This is a genomic window from Microbulbifer guangxiensis (assembly GCF_021729075.1).
Taxonomy (GTDB): Bacteria; Pseudomonadota; Gammaproteobacteria; order Pseudomonadales; family Cellvibrionaceae; genus Microbulbifer; species Microbulbifer guangxiensis.
In genome coordinates, this window is record NZ_JAJSAQ010000001.1 from 923,695 (window position 1) to 946,863 (window position 23,169).

At 55.7% G+C, this 23,169-nt stretch carries 19 protein-coding genes; 10 read left to right on the forward strand and 9 right to left on the reverse strand.

Features of this window, described 5'->3' with window-relative positions:
* Window positions 1-619 precede the first annotated feature (619 nt).
* The 6 genes from LVD12_RS04130 (at window position 620) to LVD12_RS04150 (ending at window position 7,528) form a co-directional block, all read left to right on the forward strand.
* Complete coding sequence (locus LVD12_RS04130) at window positions 620-3,547, forward strand: ribonucleoside-diphosphate reductase subunit alpha (protein ID WP_237065845.1); 2,928 nt, start codon at window positions 620-622, stop codon at window positions 3,545-3,547.
* 407 nt (window positions 3,548-3,954) lie between these two features.
* Complete coding sequence (locus tag LVD12_RS04135) at window positions 3,955-5,223, forward strand: ribonucleotide-diphosphate reductase subunit beta (protein WP_237065846.1); 1,269 nt, start codon at window positions 3,955-3,957, stop codon at window positions 5,221-5,223.
* A 196-nt stretch (window positions 5,224-5,419) separates the two neighbouring features.
* Window positions 5,420-5,872, forward strand: a complete 453-nt coding sequence (locus LVD12_RS04140) for a DUF6194 family protein (protein ID WP_237065847.1) — start codon at window positions 5,420-5,422, stop codon at window positions 5,870-5,872.
* Window positions 5,873-5,953: 81 nt separating this feature from the next.
* Window positions 5,954-6,115 carry an erythromycin esterase family protein gene (locus LVD12_RS16205; protein WP_369413361.1) on the forward strand — a complete coding sequence of 54 codons (162 nt, stop codon included), beginning with the start codon at window positions 5,954-5,956 and terminating at the stop codon, window positions 6,113-6,115.
* A gap of 141 nt (window positions 6,116-6,256) precedes the next feature.
* Window positions 6,257-6,739 carry a YcxB family protein gene (locus LVD12_RS04145; protein WP_237065848.1) on the forward strand — a complete coding sequence of 161 codons (483 nt, stop codon included), beginning with the start codon at window positions 6,257-6,259 and terminating at the stop codon, window positions 6,737-6,739.
* A gap of 72 nt (window positions 6,740-6,811) precedes the next feature.
* Entirely contained in the window at window positions 6,812-7,528 is a 717-nt protein-coding gene (locus tag LVD12_RS04150) for an NYN domain-containing protein (RefSeq protein WP_237065849.1), read from the forward strand.
* An 85-nt stretch (window positions 7,529-7,613) separates the two neighbouring features.
* On the opposite strand, the gene LVD12_RS04155 is transcribed toward LVD12_RS04150, so the two are convergent.
* Window positions 7,614-8,297, reverse strand: coding sequence for a spermidine synthase family protein (locus LVD12_RS04155; RefSeq protein ID WP_237065851.1), 684 nt, complete (start codon window positions 8,295-8,297; stop codon window positions 7,614-7,616).
* 223 nt (window positions 8,298-8,520) lie between these two features.
* Here LVD12_RS04155 and LVD12_RS04160 point away from each other — a divergent pair, with 223 nt between their 5' ends.
* The 3 genes from LVD12_RS04160 (at window position 8,521) to LVD12_RS04170 (ending at window position 11,128) form a co-directional block, all read left to right on the forward strand.
* A complete protein-coding gene (locus tag LVD12_RS04160) occupies window positions 8,521-9,411 on the forward strand; it encodes a DMT family transporter (protein WP_237065852.1) in 891 nt (296 codons plus the stop codon).
* Window positions 9,412-9,656: 245 nt separating this feature from the next.
* The gene (locus tag LVD12_RS04165) at window positions 9,657-10,481 is read left to right on the forward strand and encodes a hypothetical protein (RefSeq protein ID WP_237065854.1); all 825 of its coding nucleotides are present in this window, start codon (window positions 9,657-9,659) and stop codon (window positions 10,479-10,481) included.
* Window positions 10,482-10,627: 146 nt separating this feature from the next.
* Window positions 10,628-11,128 carry a DUF2165 family protein gene (locus LVD12_RS04170; RefSeq protein WP_237065855.1) on the forward strand — a complete coding sequence of 167 codons (501 nt, stop codon included), beginning with the start codon at window positions 10,628-10,630 and terminating at the stop codon, window positions 11,126-11,128.
* A gap of 309 nt (window positions 11,129-11,437) precedes the next feature.
* Here LVD12_RS04170 and LVD12_RS04175 read toward each other — a convergent pair whose 3' ends face one another.
* From LVD12_RS04175 to LVD12_RS04185, 3 genes are all read right to left on the reverse strand, one after another.
* Complete coding sequence (locus tag LVD12_RS04175; protein ID WP_237065856.1) at window positions 11,438-15,403, reverse strand: Ig-like domain-containing protein; 3,966 nt, start codon at window positions 15,401-15,403, stop codon at window positions 11,438-11,440.
* A gap of 278 nt (window positions 15,404-15,681) precedes the next feature.
* Complete coding sequence (locus tag LVD12_RS04180; protein ID WP_237065857.1) at window positions 15,682-17,529, reverse strand: cation:proton antiporter; 1,848 nt, start codon at window positions 17,527-17,529, stop codon at window positions 15,682-15,684.
* Window positions 17,530-17,688: 159 nt separating this feature from the next.
* Complete coding sequence (locus LVD12_RS04185; RefSeq protein ID WP_237065858.1) at window positions 17,689-18,648, reverse strand: DUF4862 family protein; 960 nt, start codon at window positions 18,646-18,648, stop codon at window positions 17,689-17,691.
* Between the two features lie 331 nt (window positions 18,649-18,979).
* Between LVD12_RS04185 and LVD12_RS04190 the strand changes: the two genes are divergently transcribed.
* The gene (locus LVD12_RS04190; RefSeq protein ID WP_237065859.1) at window positions 18,980-20,368 is read left to right on the forward strand and encodes a glutamine synthetase family protein; all 1,389 of its coding nucleotides are present in this window, start codon (window positions 18,980-18,982) and stop codon (window positions 20,366-20,368) included.
* A gap of 167 nt (window positions 20,369-20,535) precedes the next feature.
* On the opposite strand, the gene LVD12_RS04195 is transcribed toward LVD12_RS04190, so the two are convergent.
* The 5 genes from LVD12_RS04195 to LVD12_RS04215 all read right to left on the reverse strand — a co-directional run.
* Window positions 20,536-20,880 carry a DUF4279 domain-containing protein gene (locus LVD12_RS04195; protein ID WP_237065861.1) on the reverse strand — a complete coding sequence of 115 codons (345 nt, stop codon included), beginning with the start codon at window positions 20,878-20,880 and terminating at the stop codon, window positions 20,536-20,538.
* A 587-nt stretch (window positions 20,881-21,467) separates the two neighbouring features.
* Window positions 21,468-21,857, reverse strand: coding sequence for a c-type cytochrome (locus LVD12_RS04200; RefSeq protein WP_237065863.1), 390 nt, complete (start codon window positions 21,855-21,857; stop codon window positions 21,468-21,470).
* A 34-nt stretch (window positions 21,858-21,891) separates the two neighbouring features.
* Window positions 21,892-22,149 carry a transposase gene (locus tag LVD12_RS04205; protein WP_237065865.1) on the reverse strand — a complete coding sequence of 86 codons (258 nt, stop codon included), beginning with the start codon at window positions 22,147-22,149 and terminating at the stop codon, window positions 21,892-21,894.
* A 179-nt stretch (window positions 22,150-22,328) separates the two neighbouring features.
* Window positions 22,329-22,688 carry a hypothetical protein gene (locus LVD12_RS04210; protein ID WP_237065866.1) on the reverse strand — a complete coding sequence of 120 codons (360 nt, stop codon included), beginning with the start codon at window positions 22,686-22,688 and terminating at the stop codon, window positions 22,329-22,331.
* 82 nt (window positions 22,689-22,770) lie between these two features.
* A partial coding sequence (locus LVD12_RS04215) for a hypothetical protein (RefSeq protein ID WP_237065867.1) occupies window positions 22,771-23,169 on the reverse strand: 399 nt, incomplete at its 5' end.

A 23,169-nucleotide genomic window follows, 5' to 3' on the forward strand; every position in this document is an offset into this window, starting at 1 on the left:
GACTGTACAGTGCAAAATGGTTATTGCTCTGGTTAATTTAAGGGGCCCCGATTATTAAAAAAAATTCTTAGAATCTCGGCCCCCTGTGGATGGGCTGTACAGTGTTTAACCACCCCCAGTAATGGCGGGAGCTGGCGCCCGAGTAACTACTGACGTTCACCCAATCCCCACAAGTTATCCACAAAAAACCACAGACTTATCCGCCTTGAATTAGACCCCTCACCGCATTATCTTGTTGCCCAGTCGAGCAGCTACCCCAATATATTGGGGTGAGAGCCGGATACCGCCCCAACGCAGGTGGCACGCAATCCGGCTCCGGCGCACTGCAACGTCTCGGGTTTTTACCCGGCAGTTGACGCCAACATCCAGACGCAGCTTATCCAGGCGATTTCAGAGGTAAACAGGCGGAAAGGATTCTCCGCCGCAGGCACAGGCCGGTAGACCTTCGGGGGGAAATCCGGCCATCGAGCGGCCTGTAGTACCAGTGGTATCCGGCACTGCCGCGGCACCGCTGGCAAAACGACGGACCCGTGCCGCAAACAAGGCCGCCGTCCGGGGGCGCTGCCCAAAAGGCAGCAGCGGAACAAAAACAGTACAAATCTTTCTTGCGGAGATCTTCATGCACACAGAGACAGGGCGCTCTCAGTCCGTGCCTTCAGAAAAGCCGGGCACTACCAAGGAACAGGCCGACAGCTCTTCACTGACTGCCACGGCACCGGGCCAGATTCGCGTCATCAAGCGCAACGGCACCGTAGTCCCTTACGACGACAGCAAAATCTCCGTTGCTGTCACCAAGGCATTCCTCGCGGTCGAGGGCGGCACTGCCGCGGCCTCCAGCCGCATCCACGACCAGGTGCAGGAACTGGTGGGCCAGATCTCCGCCACCTTCAAGCGTCGCATGCCTTCCGGTGGCACGATCCACATCGAGGAAATCCAGGACCAGGTGGAACTGGCGCTGATGCGCTCCGGGGCCCACAAGGTCGCCCGCGATTACGTTCTCTACCGTGAGGAGCACGCCCGCCTGCGCGCCGAGAAAGAGCAGCAGAAGAAAGCGGCAGCCCAGCCGGCCGATACCCACCCCAGCATCCGCGTGAAGCTGGAAGACGGCAGCCTGGTGCCGCTGGACATGGAGCGCCTGCGCACCATCGTCAGCGAAGCCTGTGAGGGCCTGAAGGATGTCGATGGCGACGTCATCCTCAACGAGGCACTGAAGAACCTCTACGACGGCGTTTCCGAAAACGACATCAACACTGCGCTGGTGATCACCGCGCGCACCCTGGTGGAGCAGGAGCCGAACTACACCTACGCCACCGCCAGCCTACTGCTGGACAAGCTGCGCTCCGAGGCCCTGCGTTTCCTCGGCGTCGCCGAGCGCGCCACCGCCCATGAGATGGCCGAGCTCTACGCCGCCGCCCTGCCCGCCTATGTGGAAAAGGGTATCGAACTGGAACTGCTGGATCCTGCACTCGCTACCTTCGACCTGGAGAAGCTGGGTGCAGCCATCAAGAGCGAGCGCGATCACCAGTTCACCTACCTGGGCCTGCAGACCCTGTATGACCGCTACTTCCTGCACAGCGATGACACCCGTTTTGAGCTGCCGCAGATCTTCTTCATGCGCGTCGCCATGGGCCTCGCCATCAATGAGGAAGACAAGAACGAGCGCGCGATCGAGTTCTACAGCCTGCTGAGCTCTTTTGACTACATGAGCTCCACCCCGACCCTGTTCAACGCCGGCACCCTGCGCCCGCAGCTGTCCTCCTGCTACCTGACCACGGTACCGGACGACCTGCACGGCATTTACGGCGCTATCCAGGACAACGCCATGCTGTCCAAGTGGGCCGGCGGCCTGGGTAACGACTGGACGCCTGTGCGTTCGCTGGGCTCCTACATCAAGGGCACCAACGGCAAGTCCCAGGGCGTGGTCCCATTCCTGAAAGTCGCCAACGACACCGCGGTAGCGGTGAACCAGGGCGGCAAGCGCAAGGGCGCTGTCTGTGCCTACCTGGAAACCTGGCACCTGGATATCGAGGAGTTCCTCGAACTGCGCAAGAACACCGGTGACGACCGCCGCCGTACCCACGACATGAACACCGCCAACTGGGTACCGGACCTGTTCATGAAGCGTGTATTCGAGGACAAGGAGTGGACCCTGTTCTCCCCGGCCACCTGCCCGGATCTGCACGACCTGTTCGGCACCGCGTTTGAAGAGCGCTACGAGCACTACGAGAAGCTGGCCGCCGAAGGCAAGCTGAAGCTGCACAAGAAAGTCCGCGCGGTCGACCTGTGGCGCAAGATGCTCGGCATGCTGTTCGAGACCGGCCACCCCTGGATCACCTTCAAGGACAGCTGCAACCTGCGCAGCCCGCAGCAGCACGCCGGTGTCGTGCACAGCTCCAACCTGTGCACCGAGATCACCCTGAACACCAAGGCGAACGAAGAGATCGCAGTTTGTAACCTGGGCTCCGTGAACCTGGCACAGCACATCGGTGAAGACGGCAAGCTGGACCAGGCCAAGCTGGCCAAGACCGTGAAGACCGCGGTGCGCATGCTCGATAACGTCATCGACATCAACTACTACTCCGTGGAAACCGCGCGCGCCTCCAACATGCGTCACCGCCCGGTGGGCCTGGGCCTGATGGGCTTCCAGGATGCGCTGTACAAGGCCGGCATCTCCTACGCTAGCGACGAAGCGGTTGCCTTCGCCGATACCTCCATGGAGGCCATCAGCTTTGAGGCCATCTCCGCTTCCAGCGACCTGGCAGCAGAGCGCGGCAAGTACCAGAGCTACGACGGCTCACTGTGGAGCAAGGGCATCCTGCCGCTGGACAGCATCAAGATCCTGAGCGAGCAGCGCGGCGAGCAGTTCATCGAGCAGGACACCGGCAGTACGCTGGACTGGGACAGCCTGCGCAAGAAAGTTTCCAAGCAGGGCATGCGTAACTCCAACGTGATGGCGATCGCCCCGACCGCGACCATCGCCAACATTACCGGCGTATCCCAGTCCATCGAGCCGACGTACCAGAACCTGTACGTGAAATCGAACCTGTCCGGCGAGTTCACCGTGGTGAACCCCTACCTGGTCCACGACCTGAAAGATCGCGGCCTGTGGGACAAGGTGATGGTCAACGACCTGAAGTACTACGAAGGCTCCGTGCAGAAGATCGACCGCGTACCGGCCGACCTGAAAGCCAAGTACGCCACCGCGTTCGAGGTGGAGCCGCGCTGGATCGTGGATGCCGCCAGCCGTCGCCAGAAGTGGATCGACCAGGCGCAGTCCCTGAACCTGTATATCGCCGGCGCCGACGGCCGCAAACTGGACCTGACCTACCGCATGGCCTGGTACCGCGGTCTGAAAACCACTTACTACCTGCGCGCCCTCGCTGCCACCAGCACGGAAAAATCCACCGTGAATGGCGGTACCCTGAACGCGGTAAGTGCAAGCGGTGGCAACGGTGCGGCGGCAGCCGCCCCGGCAGCAAAGCCGCAAGCGGCTCCGGTTCCCCAGGCCTGTTCCCTGGACGACCCGGACTGTGAGGCCTGTCAGTAAAACTCTCGGGGGAGAGCGTCGCAGCCGCTAAGCGGCCAAGACCAAGTGGTACATGCGGTTAATAAGGTAGCCGCAGGGACCACCAGCACCGGCCCCGGTCCCCGCCCTTCTCTGGGGAGAGAAGGCGGGAATGGAAAAGACCGGGGTGCGGGTGCAACCAGGACAACCCGGAAAGCTGAAAAGATATAAAAAAGAACAACACACAATTGATCTGGCGCAGACGGTTCCGCGCCACTTTGAGAAAGAATCCTCTCACAGGAACCGGGAAGCTGGCGCCTTGCGCCAGCGGACTGGATAAAGTTCTCAACCAATTTCGGGGATCGCGCTCTTGACTCAACAACGGGCAGCGGCAACAAATTCGAACACACACAAACGTTCTTACGTTTCAAAGACGGAAGGCAGACAATATGCTTAGCTGGGACGACTTCGAACAACCGTCACAACAACAGAAGAAAAGCGCCGAACCGCGACCGGCGCCGGAAACGCTGCAACAAGAAGTATCCGAACCGGCTGTCTCTTATGAGAGCCACAGCGCACCGGCGTCGCCCGCGGCCCAATCCACTGTGACCACCGCGCCGGCCTCCGACGCCGTGGCCGCAGCCCGGGCCGCCGTAGCTGACCTGGACCCGGCTCCGGGTCTGGAAGAGCTGGAAATGGGTGCCGCCCGTATCCAGGTGGACGAAAAGCGCATCATCAACTGCCGCGCCGACCTGAACCAGCTGGTACCGTTCAAGTACGACTGGGCCTGGCAGAAATACCTGGATGGCTGCGCCAACCACTGGATGCCGCAGGAAGTGAACATGAACAAAGACGTGTCCATGTGGAAAGACCCCGAGGGTCTGACCGAGGACGAGCGTCGCATCGTGGAATACTCCCTGGGCTACTTCTCCACTGCCGACTCCCTGGTGGCAAACAACCTGGTGCTGGCCATCTACCGCCACATCACCAACCCGGAGTGCCGCCAGTACCTGCTGCGCCAGTCCTTCGAGGAAGCCATCCACACCCACGCCTACCAGTACTGCGTGGAGTCCCTGGGCATGGACGAAGGCGAAGTGTTCAACATGTACCGCGAAGTCCCGAGCGTGGCCAAGAAAGCTGCCTGGAGCCTCAAGCACACCCAGGCCATCGGCGACCCGAACTTCAAGACCGGCTCTGTGGAAACCGACCAGGAGCTGCTGCGCAACCTGATCGCCTTCTACGCCGTCACCGAGGGGATCTTCTTCTACTGCGGCTTCACCCAGATCCTGTCCATGGGTCGCCGCAACAAGATGACCGGCGTTGCCGAGCAGTTCCAGTACATCCTGCGTGACGAGTCCATGCACCTGAACTTCGGCATCGACGTCATCAACCAGATCAAGCTGGAAAACCCGCACCTGTGGACCGCCGAGTTCCAGCAGGAAGTGACCCAGATGATCCTGGAAGGCATGGAGCTGGAAGTGGCCTACGCCCGCGACACCATGCCCCGCGGCGTACTGGGCATGAACGCGAACATGATGGAGGAATACCTCCACTTCATCGCCAACCGCCGTCTGAGCCAGCTGGGCCTGAAGGAACACTTCCCCGGCGCCCAGAACCCCTTCCCGTGGATGTCCGAGATCATGGACCTGCGCAAGGAGAAGAACTTCTTCGAAACGCGGGTTATTGAATACCAGACGGGTGGTGCGCTGCAGTGGTAACAGGAACTACCAAGAAGTAAGAAAGCAAGGACAACTACAACAAGTAGTCGCTCACAGGAAGAGAGGTTTTGAAAGCGGGCGAAAGCCCGCTTTTTTTATCTGCGGGAAAAGTCCCCTGGACCGACCTCAGCTCCCAAATAGCACCAGAGCAACGGTCCACCAGAGCCCGGAAATACCCGACAGAGAAATCCATCGAATGCACACGGACGAGATTGCAGACTACCTCGCCAGTCATTATGAGGGGCTGATTCCAGTTGACGCCTGGGGGGAGCGATCATTCTTTTACAACCCAGAAAAAAGACTACCCCGGGGCATTTACTTTGCCACACTCAAGGAAAAGGACGGCGAAAACGATCGTGCCTCCGACCTTGGCCGGGAGGGCGTATTCCGTTTTAACTTTGGCATCAGCAGGGCAACTTACGAGTCTGTTCTGGGTCCAAAACCGTCCAGGCCTGTTGCGGGCGGCGTGGTGGATACTGGACACGACTTTCGACGGCTCAACACGCTCATGCCCCACCCGGTCTATGGTTGGATGTCGTGGGTGTGCATCCTCAACCCCGAGCGGGGCTCTTTTGAAAATCTCCTGCCGCTGCTGGAAGAATCCTACGCTCTGGCTGTTCGCAAATATGAGAAGCGGATAAGGAGTTAGGATGCGCCCCCCTGCCCCGCGCACCAATGGGTTAAAGATGGACGAAATCAAGCATGTGCGCTCACCAATGTAGCAAGGGCGCTGCTGGAACGGGCCATTGGCGTCATCTACCGACCGGAGACGGAGCGCCAGAGCCACAATCTTTATGTGGATATTTGCGCCCGGTTCGATGTGGCTGTGTACCTGGATGAGACCACCGCACTCGCCCCCCGATCTCACCGAGGGCGGGGAGCCGCCGGATAGCCTGTCGTTCAGAATTTAAGCTGCCGCACCCGGATGAGCAGCCCGCCAGGCTTGGAGAAGTCCCAAAACACCTTTCTACAATCCCTGGGGGAAGGTATAAATTCCGATATGACAGGCAACCCATAACAATCCGTGGCTCCCGTGCAACAGTTTAATACCCGATTTACGCTATCCCGCGAATACCTGGCCGAGTGTTTCGACCAGTCTTTACCACACGGTAAAGGTGCCAAGCCCAACTACCTGTTCCCGCTGTTACTATTTGCTGCCGGTGCAGGCTTACTGTCGTTCACCGAGCAGCCCAGGGTCGCCAGTTACATGCTGATCGCTTTAGCGATTCTGGAGCTGCTGCATATTCGATTCCGGCGCGCCTGGTGGTTGACACGGCAGATGTGGGGCAAGGGTGCCGGCGGCGAAGTGAAATTGACGGTGGATGATGAAGGCATCCAGACCCAGAGCACCCATACGAAAACAGCGCTATCGTGGTCTGATATAGAGCACGTCATTGAAACCGACTTGGGACTGATTCTGGTGGCTAAATCCGGCGGCCGGCAGTACTTGTCCAAATCGCTGTTTCCGGCCGACTTGGTGCCCAAAATCATTGCCAGGGCCAATGGGGAAATTTGAACCTACTTCAGGCACACGGCCGGGTGAATTCGTACACAGCTTCCCCAAACTCGCTACACCCATGGATTCAAAATGGACGAAATCAAACAGAAGATTGCGCTATTCATCGACGCCGACAATGCCCCGGCCGGCAAGTTTGAGGATGTACTGAGCGAGGTGGCCAAATACGGCGTGGTCACCATCCGCAAGGCCTATGGAAACTGGAAGTCACCGACTCTGAGGCCCTGGGAGGAACTACTGCATGAACATGCGATTCAGCCGATACAACAATACGATCTGACCAAAGGAAAGAACGCCTCAGATATCGCCCTGGTAATCGATGCGATGGATGTCATGTATACCAAAGATATCGACGTGATGTGCTTCATCTCATCGGATTGTGACTTTACACCGATGGTGACCAGGGCGCTGGCAGAGGGCAAGGTGGTTCTTGGTTTTGGCGAACGCAAGACACCATCGCCTTTCGTGAACGCCTGCTCCAAGTTCCTCTTTCTCGACCAATCCGAAGTGGTCAAAGAAAAGAGTGGCGAAAAACGCAAGAACATCAAGTCGGATGCCAAGCTGATTACCCTGCTCAGGCATGCCATCGAAGCCACCGAGGACGATGATGGTTGGGCAGAACTCGGCGCCGTCGGCTCCAACATCTCCAACCGGACTTCATTCGACTGCCGTAACTACGGTTTCAAGAACCTGAGCAGTCTGTTCCGGGCCATCGACCTGTTCGAATTGAAACGCGGCCAGGGCAAGTCATACTTGGTCAGGGATACGAGGCGAAGTAAGAAAAGCTGATTACATCGCGTCGATTGGTTGGCATTGAATCCTCAAATCTAATAGCTGCCAAAATTTCACCCGGGACTTATTTCGGTTTTATATCTTACATAGCGGCTTTCTTCGCCAGAAATATCGTGTGCCGCGCCCCCTTCCCGGGACGCTCGCGCACGGTCTTGACCTCGACTTTAAAACCGGCTTTCTTCAGCCGATTGACGTAATGAGTATCCGGCCCCGCCGACCACACCGCCAGCATGCCGCCCAGCGTCAGGCTCTCGTAGATACAGCTGGTACCCTCGAGGGAATACAGCCAGTTGTTGTCGCTTTGGGTCAGACCTTCGGGCCCGTTATCCACATCCAGCAGTATGGCGTCATAATCGCTGTCGCCCTTCTCAAGTAGCACAGCAACGTCGCCGATATAGACCTGAACACGGCTGTCGTCCAGTGGCCGGCCGGCGCAGCTGCCCAAGGGCCCGCGGTTCCACTCCACCACCTCGGGGATCAGGTCGGCGACGATGACTTCTGCATCGTCTGGCAGCACCTCAAGCGCGGCTGCAAGCGTATAGCCCATGCCCATGCCACCCACCACCACACGAGCATTCGTATGTTTCTTCAGATGGGCGCAGCCCAGCAGCGACAGCTCCCGCTCGCTGTTGAAGCGGCGGCTATTCATCAGTTCGCCACGTGGGCCACTCAGTGAGATAGAAAACTCCTGATCACGCTGGCGTAGGGTAAGGATGCCGCCGTTATTGGGAATCTGGGCAGTGCCGAGTTCGATCCAGGGTTTCATAGCGCGGGCTCATGGGGAGATCAGAGGGACCAGAACTAGTGATTCTACGTCAACAACATCTGAACCAGTAGGGTGCTGTGCACAACCCCTGAAACATCCTACGCTCAGGATCTGCACCGCGGCATCCAATCTGTCATGCCGAAAGTGATTCTGGCCATTTGTGGGAAGCACCCCCGAAGTGTGCTGTAGTGTACTGAAAATATTGCCTTCAAGGAGATGTCAGGTGGCTGGTGCCAGTGCAGCTCTCGTGGCCCTGGCAGCGATGTGCTGGGGGCTCTCCGGCGGTATTGCCGGCATGCTGATAGCCGATGGCTGGAACCCGTTAGTCGTCTCATTCTTCCGTGGAGCGATCGGCTTCGTGCTGTTCTTTGCCTGGCTGCTAATTCGGCGTGATTACACAGGGTTGGGCGATAGCCGGTTGTGGTTCTGGTCCGTGCTTGCCGGACTCGGGGTTTCCGGTAACTTTGCCTTCTATTTCATCAGCATCGCCTATAGCGGCGTCGCCGTTGCCGTAACATTGATGTACAGTGCGCCAGTGATTGTATATCTCGTATCGTTTGCGCTCCGGCTTGAACAGCCCTCGCCAATAAAACTTATGGCGATCGCCTCGGTAATGCTCGGTATCCTGTTGCTGACACAGGTCTATGAGTCCGGTCGTGATGGCATCGCCCTTCCAGGTATTGCCACCGGGCTGCTGGCAGGGCTCTCCTACGCGGTGTTTATTTTCAGCTTCCAATATGCAGCTCCACGCGGCAACCCTCGCGCTGTGCTCACGATTGCCTTTGCCATGGTTGCCCTTAGCCTTGTTTGGCCTGCAGGTACTGATCTGTCCCTTGCCATGCTCGATGGAAAAGCCCTGCCATCACTTTTGCTACTCGGTGTCCTCGGCTCCGGCTTGTCATTTTTCTTTTTTGTGATCGCTCTGAAGCACATCACCCCTACGGTGGCTGCCGTTTTAGCGATGGTCGAGCCAGTTACCGCCTCGCTTTTTGGGTTACTGGTTTTGGATGAAAACCTGACTACACCGCAGGTCGTGGGTATGGCTTTAATATTGTTTACGGTGACTGCGTTGGTAATCCATTCCCGAACACGCCCTCTAAAAGATGGTGGGTGAAGTAACCTCTCAGAATAATGACGGTCTTCATCTTTCAATGGAGTCCAAGCCAAATCGGCCGCCCCAATTGCCCATCCTGCCACGCCTACTCCTCAGGTAAAACCTGTCACTAATGCAATTCCAACCAGTTAATAGGAACTCGGCTTAACAAGCAGGAAAGATTGGCGCGCCCCTCCCCACTCATAAGCCGAACTTATCTCAATTGCCATTATCATGGCGGGAATCAAGAACAATAAGGGGGCGTTATGCCATATCGTCATGCAAGGTACTGGGTTAGCTTTGTCCTGATCGTCATTTTGGTCGGCTTTTGGGACAGCTATTTTACAACACTGAAAACAGTGCCACTTGCCTTCCATGCCCATGCGATAACGGCTCTTGCCTGGGTATTCCTTCTGCTACTTCAGGACTGGTCTATCCGCAGCCGGAGAAGAAATCTACATAGAATAGGTGGCACTCTTAGCCTTTTTTTGTTTCCATTCCTCATTGTCGGCTTTGTCATGATCATCAATATGACAGCAGCCAACTATGCGGCTAATGAAAATGAGATATTCCGCTTCCTTGGCCCAAGTTTCGCACTCTCGATGCTGATTGCCATCACTGCTTACCTGACGCTGTTCTACCTCGCCCTGAAACACCGCCGCAACACCCGGCTTCATGCGGGCTATATGCTCTCGACACCACTGGTCCTGTTCGAATCCCCGTTCAGCCGTGTGATTATGGGCATGATGCCCTTCCTGATCATCACGGGCTCTGAAATTCCTCAGCGCATATTGGATGCCATCGCCACTGCAATGATGATATCTGCAGTATTTGGTTTACTGATGTACCTCCGTGACCGCAAGGGTGGGGTGCCTTTCCTCCTGGCCGCGATATTCCTGGTGATAGAGACAATCTGCATCTACATGGGAACGCATATCCAGTGGGTTCGACAAGGTCTTGAGTACTACGCGCAAATACCGGCAGAATTGACTGTCGCTTCAGCTTTCCTGCTCGGCACTGCTGTCTCCTGGCTAGGCTGGAATGCTGCGAAAGGGCCTAAAGTGCAGGGAACGGCTGTGCTGCCCTCCTGAGAACTGCGCCAGTGAATTTCTTCGCAGTAGCATCTGTAGTCAGACTATAGACGGGTGAGCCATGCAATTTGATAGTGGAATTGACGATTTTTCTGGATTCAGTCGTCACAATTTGAAGAAGAAGCGTATCCAAGAAAGGGCAAGTCATGCATGTAAGACTCCTCAAGATCATGTTTACGGTCTATATCGGCCTGTTTGCATTGATCTATGTACTGCAGAATATCGCCAATACTGACGCGGCTTACGGACACATCCATTTTGTATTGAGTGGCCAGGGGCATAATGCCTACCCATCAAGTATTGGATTTTTCACATCCAGTCTCCTCATGACTTGGATAACACTGGTGATCATTTTTGGTCTCGAGTTACTGACCGGGATCGTGCTACTCAAAGGCGCTATCGATATGTGGCGGTCTCGGAAAGCGGATGCTGGGACGTTCCATGCTGCCAAGAAATGGGCATTACTCGGGGCGGGCCTAGGCATCACCGTGTGGTTTGGCTTGTTTATCCTGATTGGCGGCGGCTTTTTCAATATGTGGCAAACCCCCGTAGGAGGCAGCTCCTTCAACGGGTCTTTCCAGATATTTGGAGCCATGGCGCTTTGCCTGATCTTTTTGAATCAACAGGACTACGACATAGATAACTGATTCAGGTCTTCTTTAGCACTGCATTCAGTGATAAACCCTGGTATGTGCCCCTATAAAAAACCTCCCCCTTCTTGAGGAAATGCCTCCTGCTTACAATGCAAATCCCCCAAAACCTGACGCGATCGCGCTGCACCGCGCTGCAAGCTTGAGAAAAGCGGGCGTGGATAGTGTCGGCTTCCTGTAAACCGGAAGAGTGAGGGCTGCAGAAAGGCCTCTTTACCAGATGGCCATAAAACAAGAAGAAAGCCTCAAAGGCCAAAATAGCTGGGCTCACTCCATTAATGCGCAATGAAAGCTCGCTCTCGACGTTCACTTCACGACAAGCCCGAGCCTGTTGCAACGATGCCGTCGCCGGAAGGCCACCAGTGCCACTAGCATCAGCAGCGTTAGTAGATTGGTACTGCCAGAGCTACCGCTGCTGTTTTGCTTCGGTACGGGGGGAGTCGAATTACTGGTATCACTGGTATTGCTGGTATCACTGATACCAGTGCTCTGCTGTTCCACTGCATCATCGTCTTCGATGAAAATGACTACCGTATCTGGTTCACCAGCAACGTCCACGGGCGATACGGGCCAGAGCTGGATCTGCACCGCCTCGGTGTCCTCCTCCCTGTCATCATCGTTGATCTGAAGGCTCACCGTCAGCCTTTCCTGCCCCGCGGAAAACTCCGCGGTCGACTGCGTGAAGGTATAGTCATCCCAACTCGCTTGGCGCCAGTCATCTTCTGCAGTCTGACGTTCATAGCCGTCAGCCTTCAGAATGATTGCGCTCGAACGAGACAGATTTTTTCCCGACCGGAGAATGGTCAGGTCCACAAACTCTACTCCCTCCTCCACCCGGTACTCGCTCTGCTCCCACTGGTAGTTGATAGAGTCCGCATCGGTCGCCGCCAACCACCACTCACGATTCACCAGATGCCCACCAGTCTCGGCCGGCTGGAGATCAGATGCATAGAAGTAGAGTGGCCAGCCATTCAGCGTGAGTTGCAGGGTGCCATCATCACGCTCGATCACGCCAACATCCCACTCCTGTGGCAAATCTTTAATCTCTGCGATATCACTGATCGTGGCCGGTGGCCAGAATTGAGTGCAGGTCTTGTCGCACAAGCTACGGGTATAAGGCTCATCTTGAGAAAAATGATACAAGGTGTGCCCTTCTCTACCCGAGGAGACCCCGCCCACCAGCCGCGCGCCATGGATTTCGTCTTCCCAAAGCTGAAGGGGAGACCCATAGCAGGCATCCCCGCGCCCATCGCCATCCATATCATCCTGGCTGGCGTTGGAGACGTACGGACAGTTATCGAGCGCATTATCCACGCCATCACCATCGGCGTCCGGCACCAGATAGGCTAAATCAGAAGAGCGTATCGCGCTCAGGTGTATATGCTCACTGACCGGCAGTGCGTAGGCAAAATCGCTTGCAGAAACAAAATCATTCCAGACGGCGAACGCCCCGGTATCATGGCCCTTGGCCCGGCTAGCCTCCAGTCGCTGTATCTCAGCCTCGGGAATATTAACTTCGAGAATAAAGTCCTTCACCTCGTCAGGCACATAGCGTTCGAAATTCGAGAGATTGGTGTCCGTAACGCTCCTGTTACCCACCCAGGTTGTCATCATGTTGAAGTGATTGTAATTACGGTGATAAGCCGGATTCAGGCTTACATGGAGTTGTAGTTTGAATGCCCCACCAGGTGGGATTACCACGCTATCACCCTGGGACAGATTCAGTATCTCGACATTGGAGGAGCCAATTGGGTTTGCAATGCGGTGATCGGGTGACAGCGCCGGCATTGTAAACCGGTGGAAACCATAATTGGCCCGCCCGACCCGGTCATTAAAGAAGAAAACCACCTTTGTGGGATAGGACTCCTCACGCTGGAAATTTATAAGGCTGACAGCACCAAATATCTCACCCGGTGACTCGGCGAAGGGCGGCTCCAACCTTGCCCAACGAAATCTACCGAGCACGCTACCCCCCAGATGGGGAATCACCTGTGCCGATGCAGACACATCCTGTTTGTGGTCAATATCAATAGGCCCAAAATCGTCCAAAACTTCAACGGCACCACGAAAGGTACTGATGTCACCACCCGGAGATGAGTGCATCGGTTCCGGCCCGATAAGCCGCCGGTCAAGTTGCATTTTCGGCAGATGAAAATCACCGTCAGGGGCCGGATTATTGTTACGGGAAACGACGGTAATATGCCCCACATCGAAATCTGCTTGATATAGCTCCCCGGGATGATTCATCGGGTGGATGTGCACACTGAGAAGGTTTTCACCATCAAAGAATTCGCGGCTATCCAGCGTGAAGTGCCGTATCCAAGGATCAGCATCGACCATATGGCCATGGCCTTCGGTGTGCAATACACGGAAATTCTTGTAAAACTGCGCATGCTGGCCCATGTAGTTCCTGACAGTAACCTTGCCAGTGACAGTGCCAGTGATCTCTTCCCCCGGAGGAATGGGCACACCGTGTTCATCGAATAATTCGATCTCAACATCCCGATTGACGACCGTCACTTCAAGGGTCGTCTCTGCTAATCGCCCGTTGGCATTGGCACGGATTACCATCCGGTCGCGACCCGGAAAGTCCATTGCAGAGACGGTAAGCAAGTCACCATCTATGTGACTCACAAGCATTCCACTGCCGCTCTCCAGTTCCACCACGTATGCCAGCATGTCACCTTCGGGATCAGTAAAAACAGAGGAAAGATCAATAGTGAAGGTCTCCTCCTGCCCAACCGTGCGGTCTTCAGGCGGAGCGACAACCTGTGGGGCGGCATCATGAGTGGCAACAGGGTGACTAACCTGATAGGCACGGACGACTCCACCTGCGGCATAGAGCACGCCATTGGCGATCGACAGCGCCTCAGCGGCAAAGTCAATGATGTGCAGTGGGCTCAGGGTAAACCGGTCGAGGATATAGATTTGCTGGCCAGTGGCCACAATAACGCTATCATCGGTCAGCACGGGTTGGGTCGTGACAAATCGAGCCCCCTCAAAACGAGCCAGGGTATCGCCAGTGTCAGCCTGAATCATTATCAGCTCACGGCCACTGACAAGATACACAAGCCCGCTTCCCATAGCCGCGGCTTCGCTTCCCCCAAAAGGGGCAGTCCACAGCACTGCAAAGCTTTCCAGATCGATTGCCTTGATCTGGCCAAAGCTACGAATTAGCGCGATGCCGTTATCGAGGGCCAGATGAAGGTCACTGGGCTGCCCCTCCAGGCTCAGGCTGCGCAAAACAGCTCCTGTTTTTGGGTCGTGCTCGTCCAAACAGCCAGGAGTCATGGAATACAGTTTTTCATTATAGAAAGCAGGCCAGGACATCTCGTCATTTTGCGAGCAGTTTTTGACAACACTACCCAGGGCATCACCACTTGCGCTTTCAAAGGCATGCAGGGCTCGCGGATAAGCTGTGCTGACCCAGACGTTGTCAAGGATGGGCACAGGAGGGGATAAACCGGAGGTAAAATCATCGCCGAGCGTGCTGCGCCAGCGCTGCTGGCCGGATAGCACATCATACGAATACAGGGAACCACCCAACTCCATTTGAAAGGCTTCAAATATGAACTGATCATCGACAATCGCGGCCCCGCCCATGTAGCTCTCGATGGGGAAGTCCTTGGACCACACTTTGTCGCCAGTGTGTGCAGACAACGCGGTAAAGCCATAATTCCAGTTCCTGATACTGTCACCAAAACGCCGCTCGTCTTTAGTGAGCAGAAACAGCTGACCGGAGGCTACGAGTGGTCTCTGGTAATAGCGTCTGCCCGGACCATGGTCGGCCTCCCACAACAGCTTCGGCTCTTGCTGCCAGAGGAAGCCCTGCTGGTAGGCCGTGTGCGCTGAGGTCTTGCCTACCATGGGCCAGTCGCCCGGTATTTGGTGATTGTCCTGGGCAGCAGGCGCAACGTGAAAGATGACTAGCCCCTGACTGGTCAGGGACTCTTCATCGGTTACGGTATAGAGCAGCCGGTCATTGCCAGTAAAGCCAGGCTCAGGTTCATAGGTGAAGGAACCATCATTATTCCACTGCAGGTTGCCATGCTCAGGGCCTCGCTTGATTGCGGTTACCTGCAGCCCACCTCCCTCGGGATCACTGTCATTGGCCAACCACCCATTGAGGGCATCTGCCTGGTAGCTTCCACCACTCTGTAATCGGTACACGTCAAAGCCAACGTCCGGTGACTCAGCCTTTGTACTCGGCGATAAAAACAGTGACGCTGCAAATAAACCAGACAAAGCGGCAGTAAAGAGATCTTTTCGCATTATTCTTGTTTTTCCGCATCAAGTGGCGATAGGTGGGGAAGGCCCCCCTCGCCTCATAGCTTTATGCATTGAGGAGCATTCGAGAACGGCGTTTGTGCCAACAGTGTGGGGAATATACCGACTTACAGCGCCCGCTAACGCCCATGGAAGAGATTCTGGCGTCTATAGCCACACATAAGCATCGTATGGCTACTGGCCAAAGGCTTATGTCACCGCAAGGCAAGAAATGAACAGCAAAAGGACAACATCACTGACTGGCCGCACAAGGTGCGGCACTATCATACGGCGCCGTCCGGCAATGGTGTGTCACCTGCAGGCTTTTCGGCGGCCTCTTCCGGCGCAATCAGGCTGACAATCTGCCAGTCTGGTTTGAGTGCGAACTCATGTGAAACCGTGTTGATGTGCACTTTCCCGCGCGGATCCACAGCATAGAGACGCGTGGCGCGATTACCGTAGGTTTCCTTGTAATCTTCGATCGTAAAGCTGTCCGTCAGGCGCGTGGTCCTGATCGTCGCCCCCTTCGCGACCAGGCTGGCAAGCCGCCCATAGGTAGCATTCTCAGAGAACAATTCCAGCTTCTTGGCGTATTCCTCCGACACCTGGTGCCGTGCCCGCCCCTCCTGTGATCCATGGCCGAGCCCGAGCACCGAGCCCTGCCCCAGCACGTGCTCGAAGTGGTAGTTCACCAGCGGGTTAAGCTGTTTATAGGGGGACAACACCAGCACCTTACCCACCGACGACAGGTCCAGGGTCATGCTGGCGTGTTCAGAGATCGGGTTACCGTAGTAGGTAGGGATATTGTCCATCCTGGCCTCGCGGATAGCATCCCAGTTGGTATCAGCAATGATGACCGGGATATCCTTTTCCATCAGGTCTTTGGCCAGCATACGGGCAAACTTGCTGCCACCGAAGATCAGATAGCCGTTGGGATAGCGCGCACGAACACCCAGCAGCTTGGCAATGCCCTTGGAAGTCAGGCTCTGCAGAACCACCGTGGCGATGATCACCAGGAACACCATCGGTACCAGCAGTTCAGACTTTGGCAGCCCGAATTCGTCGAGCTTCAGGGCAAACAGAGCGGATACCGCTGCTGCAACGATCCCCCGTGGCGCAATCCAGCTCAGCATCGCCAGTTCGCGCCAGTTCAGGCCCGACCCGGGTGAGGACAGGAACACCGAGAGCGGCCGGGCAACAAACATGATCGCCGCCAGCACCAGCGCCGCGCCCCAGCCCAGTTGCGTCAAGGTGAACAACTCCACCCGCGCCGCCAGCAGAATAAACAGCGCCGAGATCAGCAGCACGCTGAGCGTCTCCTTGAACTCGAGGATGTCGTCCACATCCAGGCCTTTCATGTTAGCCATCCAGATACCCATCACCGTCACCGTGAGCAGGCCGGATTCATGGCTCATCAGATCGGAGGCGGCATAGGCGCCGAGCATCAGGGTGAGCACCGCGGTATTGCGCAGGTAGTGGGGAATCCAGTTCTTTTTCAGCAGGGTGCCCAGCAGGAAGCCCATCAGGGAGCCGAGCCCGAAGCCGATGGCAACGACCTTCAGGAAGATAAGCAGGGTGTGCTCGAAAGCGCCCTGCGCGGCCACGACATACTCGTACACCAGTACGGCGAGCAGTGCGCCGATGGGATCGATGACAATGCCCTCCCAGCGCAGGATATTGGAGATGCGGGCATTGGGACGTACCGTGCGCAACATGGGGACGATGACAGTTGGCCCCGTCACGGTGACGATGGCACCAAATAAAGCCGCCAGCTGCAGGGGCATTCCGAGGAAATAGTAGGCGGCAGGCGTGGCAATCAACCAGGTTACCAGCGCACCGAGGGTGCACAGGTTACGCACCATGATGCCGTGTCCGGCAATGTCAGAGAATTTGAGGGTCAGTGCGCCCTCGAACAGGATAATCGCGACTGCCAGTGAAACGAGAGGAAACAGCAGGTCCCCGAACAGGGCATCAGGCTCGAGTACCCCGGTCACGGGGCCAAGGACCAGGCCAGCCAGCAGCAGCGGCAGGATCGCCGGTAACTTGAGCATAAAGGCCAGGTACTGACAGGCAATCGAGACGATTCCGACCATCACCAGCAGGGCCATCGGATTCGTGATGATCTGTTCCATAGTGACGGCCAGCCGCTTGCGATAGGAAAGTAGACGCGAGCTAATAAATTAGCGGATCAGCCCCGAAATTCAACGAGTCGAACCCCGCGACATGTGCTGCCCAGCGGTGGAACTGCCGCACTACTCAGGCACCCGTTCCTGCGCGGCTGCGGCCACGACTCACTCAGTGAGCTGATCGAGGATATGCAGCGCCCCACTGACATAGGCCAGGCGTTCATCGACACTGAGGGAGTCCGGGCGCACCGAAATCTTTATACCCATAATGTCGAGTCCGTCGGCGATCTGCAGGCAGCGGCGGAATTCCGTCTCGGTCAGCAGTGAACAGGGCTCGAACGCCGGAATGCCGAAAGCCTGCGCCGGCGGCATATGGGTATCGCGCCAGGCACCGTAGGCGCTGTCCTCCCCAGAAACACCGGAAAACATCAGCCCACGCAGCAAGCCCGCGGCCCGCGCTGACTGCAGATGGTGCACCGGCCCATCGACGCCGCGCGCCTCCAGGGCCGAGCGCCCCCAGTTGATGCACAGACCTATCGGGCTACCACCCTTGCCGTTGGCAGCGATTAGCGCCTCGATTTCTGCCTCAATGGGCATAAAGCCCTTGTCAGCGCTCTGGCCCGGGACCTTGGCATCGCAATGCTCGAGAACCAGTGCCGCCCCATCCCAATCCCAGGACGCCAGTGTTTCAAGCGAGCTTATCAGGGCCGCCTTGTCGGGCTGTTTATCACCGGCTACCCGCGGCGCCCCGTGAATCAGCAGGGCTGTGACAGCCTGGCGGCCCAGATGGCGGTTGAGTTTGAGAATTGCCTGCCGCGCCTGCTGGTAGAATTCCAGCGCCGCCTGCCGCCCGGCCTCTTCAGTGGACGCGAGACCGAAGCTGGCATCGCTGCCGAGTCGCTGCATCACACCCGGCATGCCGGTGAAAACAAAGTCCCATCGCGGACTGATGTTGGCCAGAAACCACTCGTCGTCCTCAGGGTGCAAAGCTCCCGTAAACGGGTGCTCCAGCCCGCGGACATTCGGCATCGCTTTCAGCCCCGCCAGGTATTCAGCCTGAAGAGCGGGATCCCAGGATTCAGTAACCGGAGCGGTGGCGTAGGCCCCGACGAAATAGCCGTTCATATTGATTCCAGTTGGTGCTGAGTGTGGTTTCGGCGCGCGTGCGGTGCCTGCGTCATAAGGAGGCCAGCCCCGGGGTCCGCACAGAGTGAAAGTCTAACACCGCCAGGAACCATACTGGGTGGCCAAGTGATCGCGCAGTTGGATCAGCATGGCTTACCTGTCCCAGCCCTGCCACGCTGCTGCTCACTTGTTGAGCGCCAAGGCAGAGGTCACCCTGCTCAAAGAAGCTGGTCGCTGGCCTGAAGCCACGATCCCGGCCGCCTCCAGGTCCCCATCAGGGGGCCATTTCGTTTACACTGCGGGCAGAAATAATCCCGCCTCTGGAGTTACCATGAGTCAGTCTGATAGCCGTTCCTGGCTCGACAAATTACCACCAGCCTTCCAGGCCTATCGCAATGGCCGCAGACTGGATGAGGTGGAATGCATCATTCCGGACCTGAACGGCATGTCCCGGGGCAAGGCGATGCCGGTGAAGAAGTTCTCTCCCGAGACGCCGATCTACCTGCCCATCTCCATTTTTTACCAGACCATCACCGGTCAGGATGTGGAGATGGACATCACCAACCAGTGGGCCGAGAGCGATATGGTGCTGGTGCCGGATATGTCGACGGCGATGGCAGCCCCCTGGGCCAAGCAGCCCACGCTTCAGATCATTCACGATCTGCAGGATTTCGAGGGCAAGCCGATCTTCTGTGCCCCGCGTAATATTCTCAAGCATGTGATCGACTTGTATGCCCGGCGGGGCTGGAAACCCGTGATTGCCCCCGAGCTGGAGTTCTACCTGACCAAGCCCAACGTCGACCCGAATGAACCGATACAGCCGCCGGTCGGTCGCAGCGGGCGCTCTGGCACGGCATTACAGTCCTATTCCATGACCGCCGTCGATGAATATGGGCCGGTGATCGATAACATCTACGATTACGCTGAGGCCGCCGGCCTGCATATCGATTCGGTGATCCAGGAAGATGGCGCGGGCCAGGTGGAGTTCAACCTGAGTCACGGCAGTCCACTGCTGCTGGCGGACCAGGTGTTCTACTTCAAGCGAATCATCAAGGAAGCAGCGCTCAATAACGGCATGTTCGCGACATTCATGGCCAAGCCCATGCGTGACCAGCCCGGCAGCGCCATGCACGTACACCAGAGTGTGGTGGATATCACTACCGGCAAGAATATTTTTTCCGATGCCCAGGGCAATGCCACAGAACTGTTTCGCTATTTCATCGGCGGCACACAGAAACACCTGATTGAAGTAATGCCGCTGATTGCACCCAATGTGAATTCCTACCGGCGTTTCGAATCAGAGGCAAACTCCAGTGCCCCCACCAATACTGCCTGGGGCTACGATAACCGCGCAACCGGCCTGCGTGTCCCCCACTCCGGGCCACAGGATCGCCGACTGGAAAACCGCGTCATCGGTGTGGATACCAACCCCTACCTGTCAATCGCAGCCAGCCTGGCCTGTGGCTATCTGGGCATGATCGATCAAACAGAACCCAGCGCGCCGGCAGAAGGTGAGCTGGATGACCAGCAGCAAGCCCAATCCTATATCCCAACCACCTTCGACGAAGCACTGCGCATCTTCGCCGGGGCGACAGAGATTCGTCAGATACTGGGTGAGGACTTCTGTCAGCTGTATGCGGAAGTCAAAAAAGAGGAGCTGCGCCAGTTCCACCGCGAGATCTCACCCTGGGAGCGGGAGCACCTGCTGTTGAATGTCTAGAGCGTTGATGTGATTTACATTTCCACATCAATCCGGACAGGGAGGTCAGGGGGGTCTTGAGAATAGACGCTATCTTCCTGCCAGAGCATTTTCAGATCCGCCTTGGCTTTCTAGGCTCGGTTTTCTGGGGTTCAGCGTCTACTAAACGGGGGGAAGTCTTACCTACGCTATTCGTCGGCGTCACGCTCATAGTGATCAATATCTATCTTAATTCCAAGTGCGACAGCACGAACAATAGTGTCTTTAGGTATTGCCGGTACCCTGGCTGAGTAACCCTCTGAAAAGCAAAAGAAATCCACAGAGTTTCCTAATTCAATAAGCTCGTGAATCTGTTTTGCTTTTGGCTCTAACTCCTTCAGCAACCAAATGAGATGAGTATTTAAGTCATTGGAATTTACCCAATGCTCTGAACTCATACTCCACATACCGTGGCGATATGGCGAATATTCATGAACCGTTCCATCCCGACTCCGGCGTATGCAAGGCTCTCCAGGTCGATGAATATCGATCATATGGCAGCCGCAATAGATTGATCACCACTAGCGGATCAAGATTGCTCCCCCAAACTCGAAAAGAAGCATTTGACCTTACATAAACGTCATTTTTCTCACTCATAATCTGATTACTTTTCTAACGACATAGCCAACGATCGTATCAGTTGCGCTGCGTATCGTTCGGCGTCTTTTAACATTTTTCCGGAGGGAACATGATGATCTCGCCTCTGGCAGCTACTAAATTACCTCCGCATAAGCAAGGACCGTCAAACTGTGAGGAAGTGAAGTTACTACTGGAAGGGATAGTAGATACGGCAAAATGTATTTCCGTGAAGTGAGGCTTACGTCCGCAACCGTTCGCGCTCGCGAGCGGAAGCAACCCTTCACGGTAACATGACAAATTTTTGACGGTCATCTTCCTTTTAGAGGCAATTACACTGTCCATTTCCGTGATCACCGCCGGCGGTGGCGGCGTGCAGTGTATGTGCCAGCCGCCTGCAAGAAAGCCCGCGTAACCCGCTGCATGAAGGAAATAAAGTCGGCACCGGCCCGACCTTTTTCGTTGCAGAGCGCTCTCTCGTTCCGCCCGCTTCAGTAGAGCCGATTCAGCGCGCCGCCTTGATTTCCTCTTCACTCACCAGCAACAACTCATCACCCCAGGTATTGGTGATAAACGCGATGATCGCCGAGATTTCGCGGTCCGTCAGAAACTCCAGCGCCGGCATCAGATCCTCTTCACCGCCATTGCGGCGGGGTGCCGAGCGGCCGTGCAGAAGCGTGTCAATGAGCAGTGACTTGTTTGCCAGCAACGCGGGATCTCGCAGGGATGGGTACAGCGCCTCCTCACCATAGCCGTCTATCTTGTGACACTTCATACAATTATCAGCAAAGGTAAGGGCACCAAAGCCAATGAGGTCACGGGCCTCCTGCTCAGAAGCATCCGCCCCCAGCGAGAACGTTGCCAATAATGTTGCGATAGATAGTGTAAGTTTCATACAGTGCATCCTGTTGCCAATCAATTGATCCAGATTATTTTCCCTGCGCACGCAGCCAGCCTGAACCCGCAATACCACCTGCAGCACAAGTCAGAATGACAACCAGGGGTGCCAGTGTCCCCAGTGCCAGCGCAGCAAGCCGGTTGAACTGTCGTCGCCAGTTGTAGATCTGCTGGGCGCTTACACCTAGATCCCTAGCCACTGAGGCAGTAGTAGCACCGGGCTTTGCGGGCCGCTTGACCGCCTCCCTCCGAAACTCTTCCGTATACGCCTGTGCTCTCTTCTTACCCATGGTACACCTCCGTGTTAGGCCGAAACCTAACTATACAGGGTGTCTACTAAACGTGGGTAAGACTTAAACATAACGCCTATGTAAGAGGCATTTTTGTAGTTGATTGTTTTATGCTATTAAAGCATAAAACAAGCGACGGAAAAAATGTCCTTCTTGACATATTTGTTATGTGTTTTTCTCTATTCTATTGTTATTAACTTTTCACCATTTTCGGATATTTCCAAAAATTGAGTAGGTGAAGGATATTCTTCGCCCGGATCACAAAGGACAGTTTTATTCAATGAATAAAATGCCTCCCGAGCACACTCTAAATCTGAAGACCATGGAGTAATTTCAGAGTTAAACCATACGCCAGTTAAGTCGAGATTTTCTACATTTTTTTGAATAATTACCGGCACTATTGATTTATCAAATACACCGGACAATATAACCATTTCATCATCCCGCTGGACTTCCACCACCTCTTCTAGTACGGATGATATCCAACCTAACAATGACTTTTCATCAATATTATTGATATATATTTCTACGTCGGGCATCTTAATTCACACATAACGCCCGGCACAGCGGGAAAATTGAAACGAGGAACGAGCAGAAATTTTTTCCGCTTGCTGCCGCTTGTTATGAAAACCCATAGACCAGCCCAACCAATATAAAAATACCGCTAACGATCCCGAGAGCTCGATGAACCTGCATGAGCTTTGGGCTGCGCTTTACAAGAAATGCCAAGTAAGAGCCCAGCCAAGCAATAAGTCCAAATATGCCCAGGTTCACTAAAATTGCAGCAAGCCCATCAACCTCATATGCATTACCAAACTTGTCTCCATACACAGCCCTACTAGAGAGCAGGTTATCGAACGTAAGGAATATCAGAAGGCCCACCACGAAGAGAACAGGGATCATTCCGGCCATATATATGAAGTTGGGTCGTTTACTCATATTCATAACGCCTGGCTCAGCGCGACATAGCGGAGCAGAGCTTTTGTGTAAAAATGTGAGCGCAGCGAACATCACAAAAGC

Excerpts from the sequence above, each read along its gene's own strand:
- LVD12_RS04195 (WP_237065861.1), bottom strand. The coding sequence starts at position 20,880 with ATGATCGATATTCATCGACCTGGAGAGCCTTGCATACGCCGGAGTCGG.
- LVD12_RS04210 (WP_237065866.1), bottom strand. The coding sequence starts at position 22,688 with ATGCCCGACGTAGAAATATATATCAATAATATTGATGAAAAGTCATTG.
- LVD12_RS04165 (WP_237065854.1), top strand. The coding sequence starts at position 9,657 with ATGCCATATCGTCATGCAAGGTACTGGGTTAGCTTTGTCCTGATCGTC.
- LVD12_RS04205 (WP_237065865.1), bottom strand. The coding sequence starts at position 22,149 with ATGGGTAAGAAGAGAGCACAGGCGTATACGGAAGAGTTTCGGAGGGAG.
- LVD12_RS04170 (WP_237065855.1), top strand. The coding sequence starts at position 10,628 with ATGCATGTAAGACTCCTCAAGATCATGTTTACGGTCTATATCGGCCTG.
- LVD12_RS04175 (WP_237065856.1), bottom strand. The coding sequence starts at position 15,403 with ATGCGAAAAGATCTCTTTACTGCCGCTTTGTCTGGTTTATTTGCAGCG.
- LVD12_RS04155 (WP_237065851.1), bottom strand. The coding sequence starts at position 8,297 with ATGAAACCCTGGATCGAACTCGGCACTGCCCAGATTCCCAATAACGGC.
- LVD12_RS04200 (WP_237065863.1), bottom strand. The coding sequence starts at position 21,857 with ATGAAACTTACACTATCTATCGCAACATTATTGGCAACGTTCTCGCTG.
- LVD12_RS04190 (WP_237065859.1), top strand. The coding sequence starts at position 18,980 with ATGAGTCAGTCTGATAGCCGTTCCTGGCTCGACAAATTACCACCAGCC.
- LVD12_RS04185 (WP_237065858.1), bottom strand. The coding sequence starts at position 18,648 with ATGAACGGCTATTTCGTCGGGGCCTACGCCACCGCTCCGGTTACTGAA.
- LVD12_RS04180 (WP_237065857.1), bottom strand. The coding sequence starts at position 17,529 with ATGGAACAGATCATCACGAATCCGATGGCCCTGCTGGTGATGGTCGGA.
- LVD12_RS04135 (WP_237065846.1), top strand. The coding sequence starts at position 3,955 with ATGCTTAGCTGGGACGACTTCGAACAACCGTCACAACAACAGAAGAAA.
- LVD12_RS04140 (WP_237065847.1), top strand. The coding sequence starts at position 5,420 with ATGCACACGGACGAGATTGCAGACTACCTCGCCAGTCATTATGAGGGG.
- LVD12_RS04150 (WP_237065849.1), top strand. The coding sequence starts at position 6,812 with ATGGACGAAATCAAACAGAAGATTGCGCTATTCATCGACGCCGACAAT.
- LVD12_RS04130 (WP_237065845.1), top strand. The coding sequence starts at position 620 with ATGCACACAGAGACAGGGCGCTCTCAGTCCGTGCCTTCAGAAAAGCCG.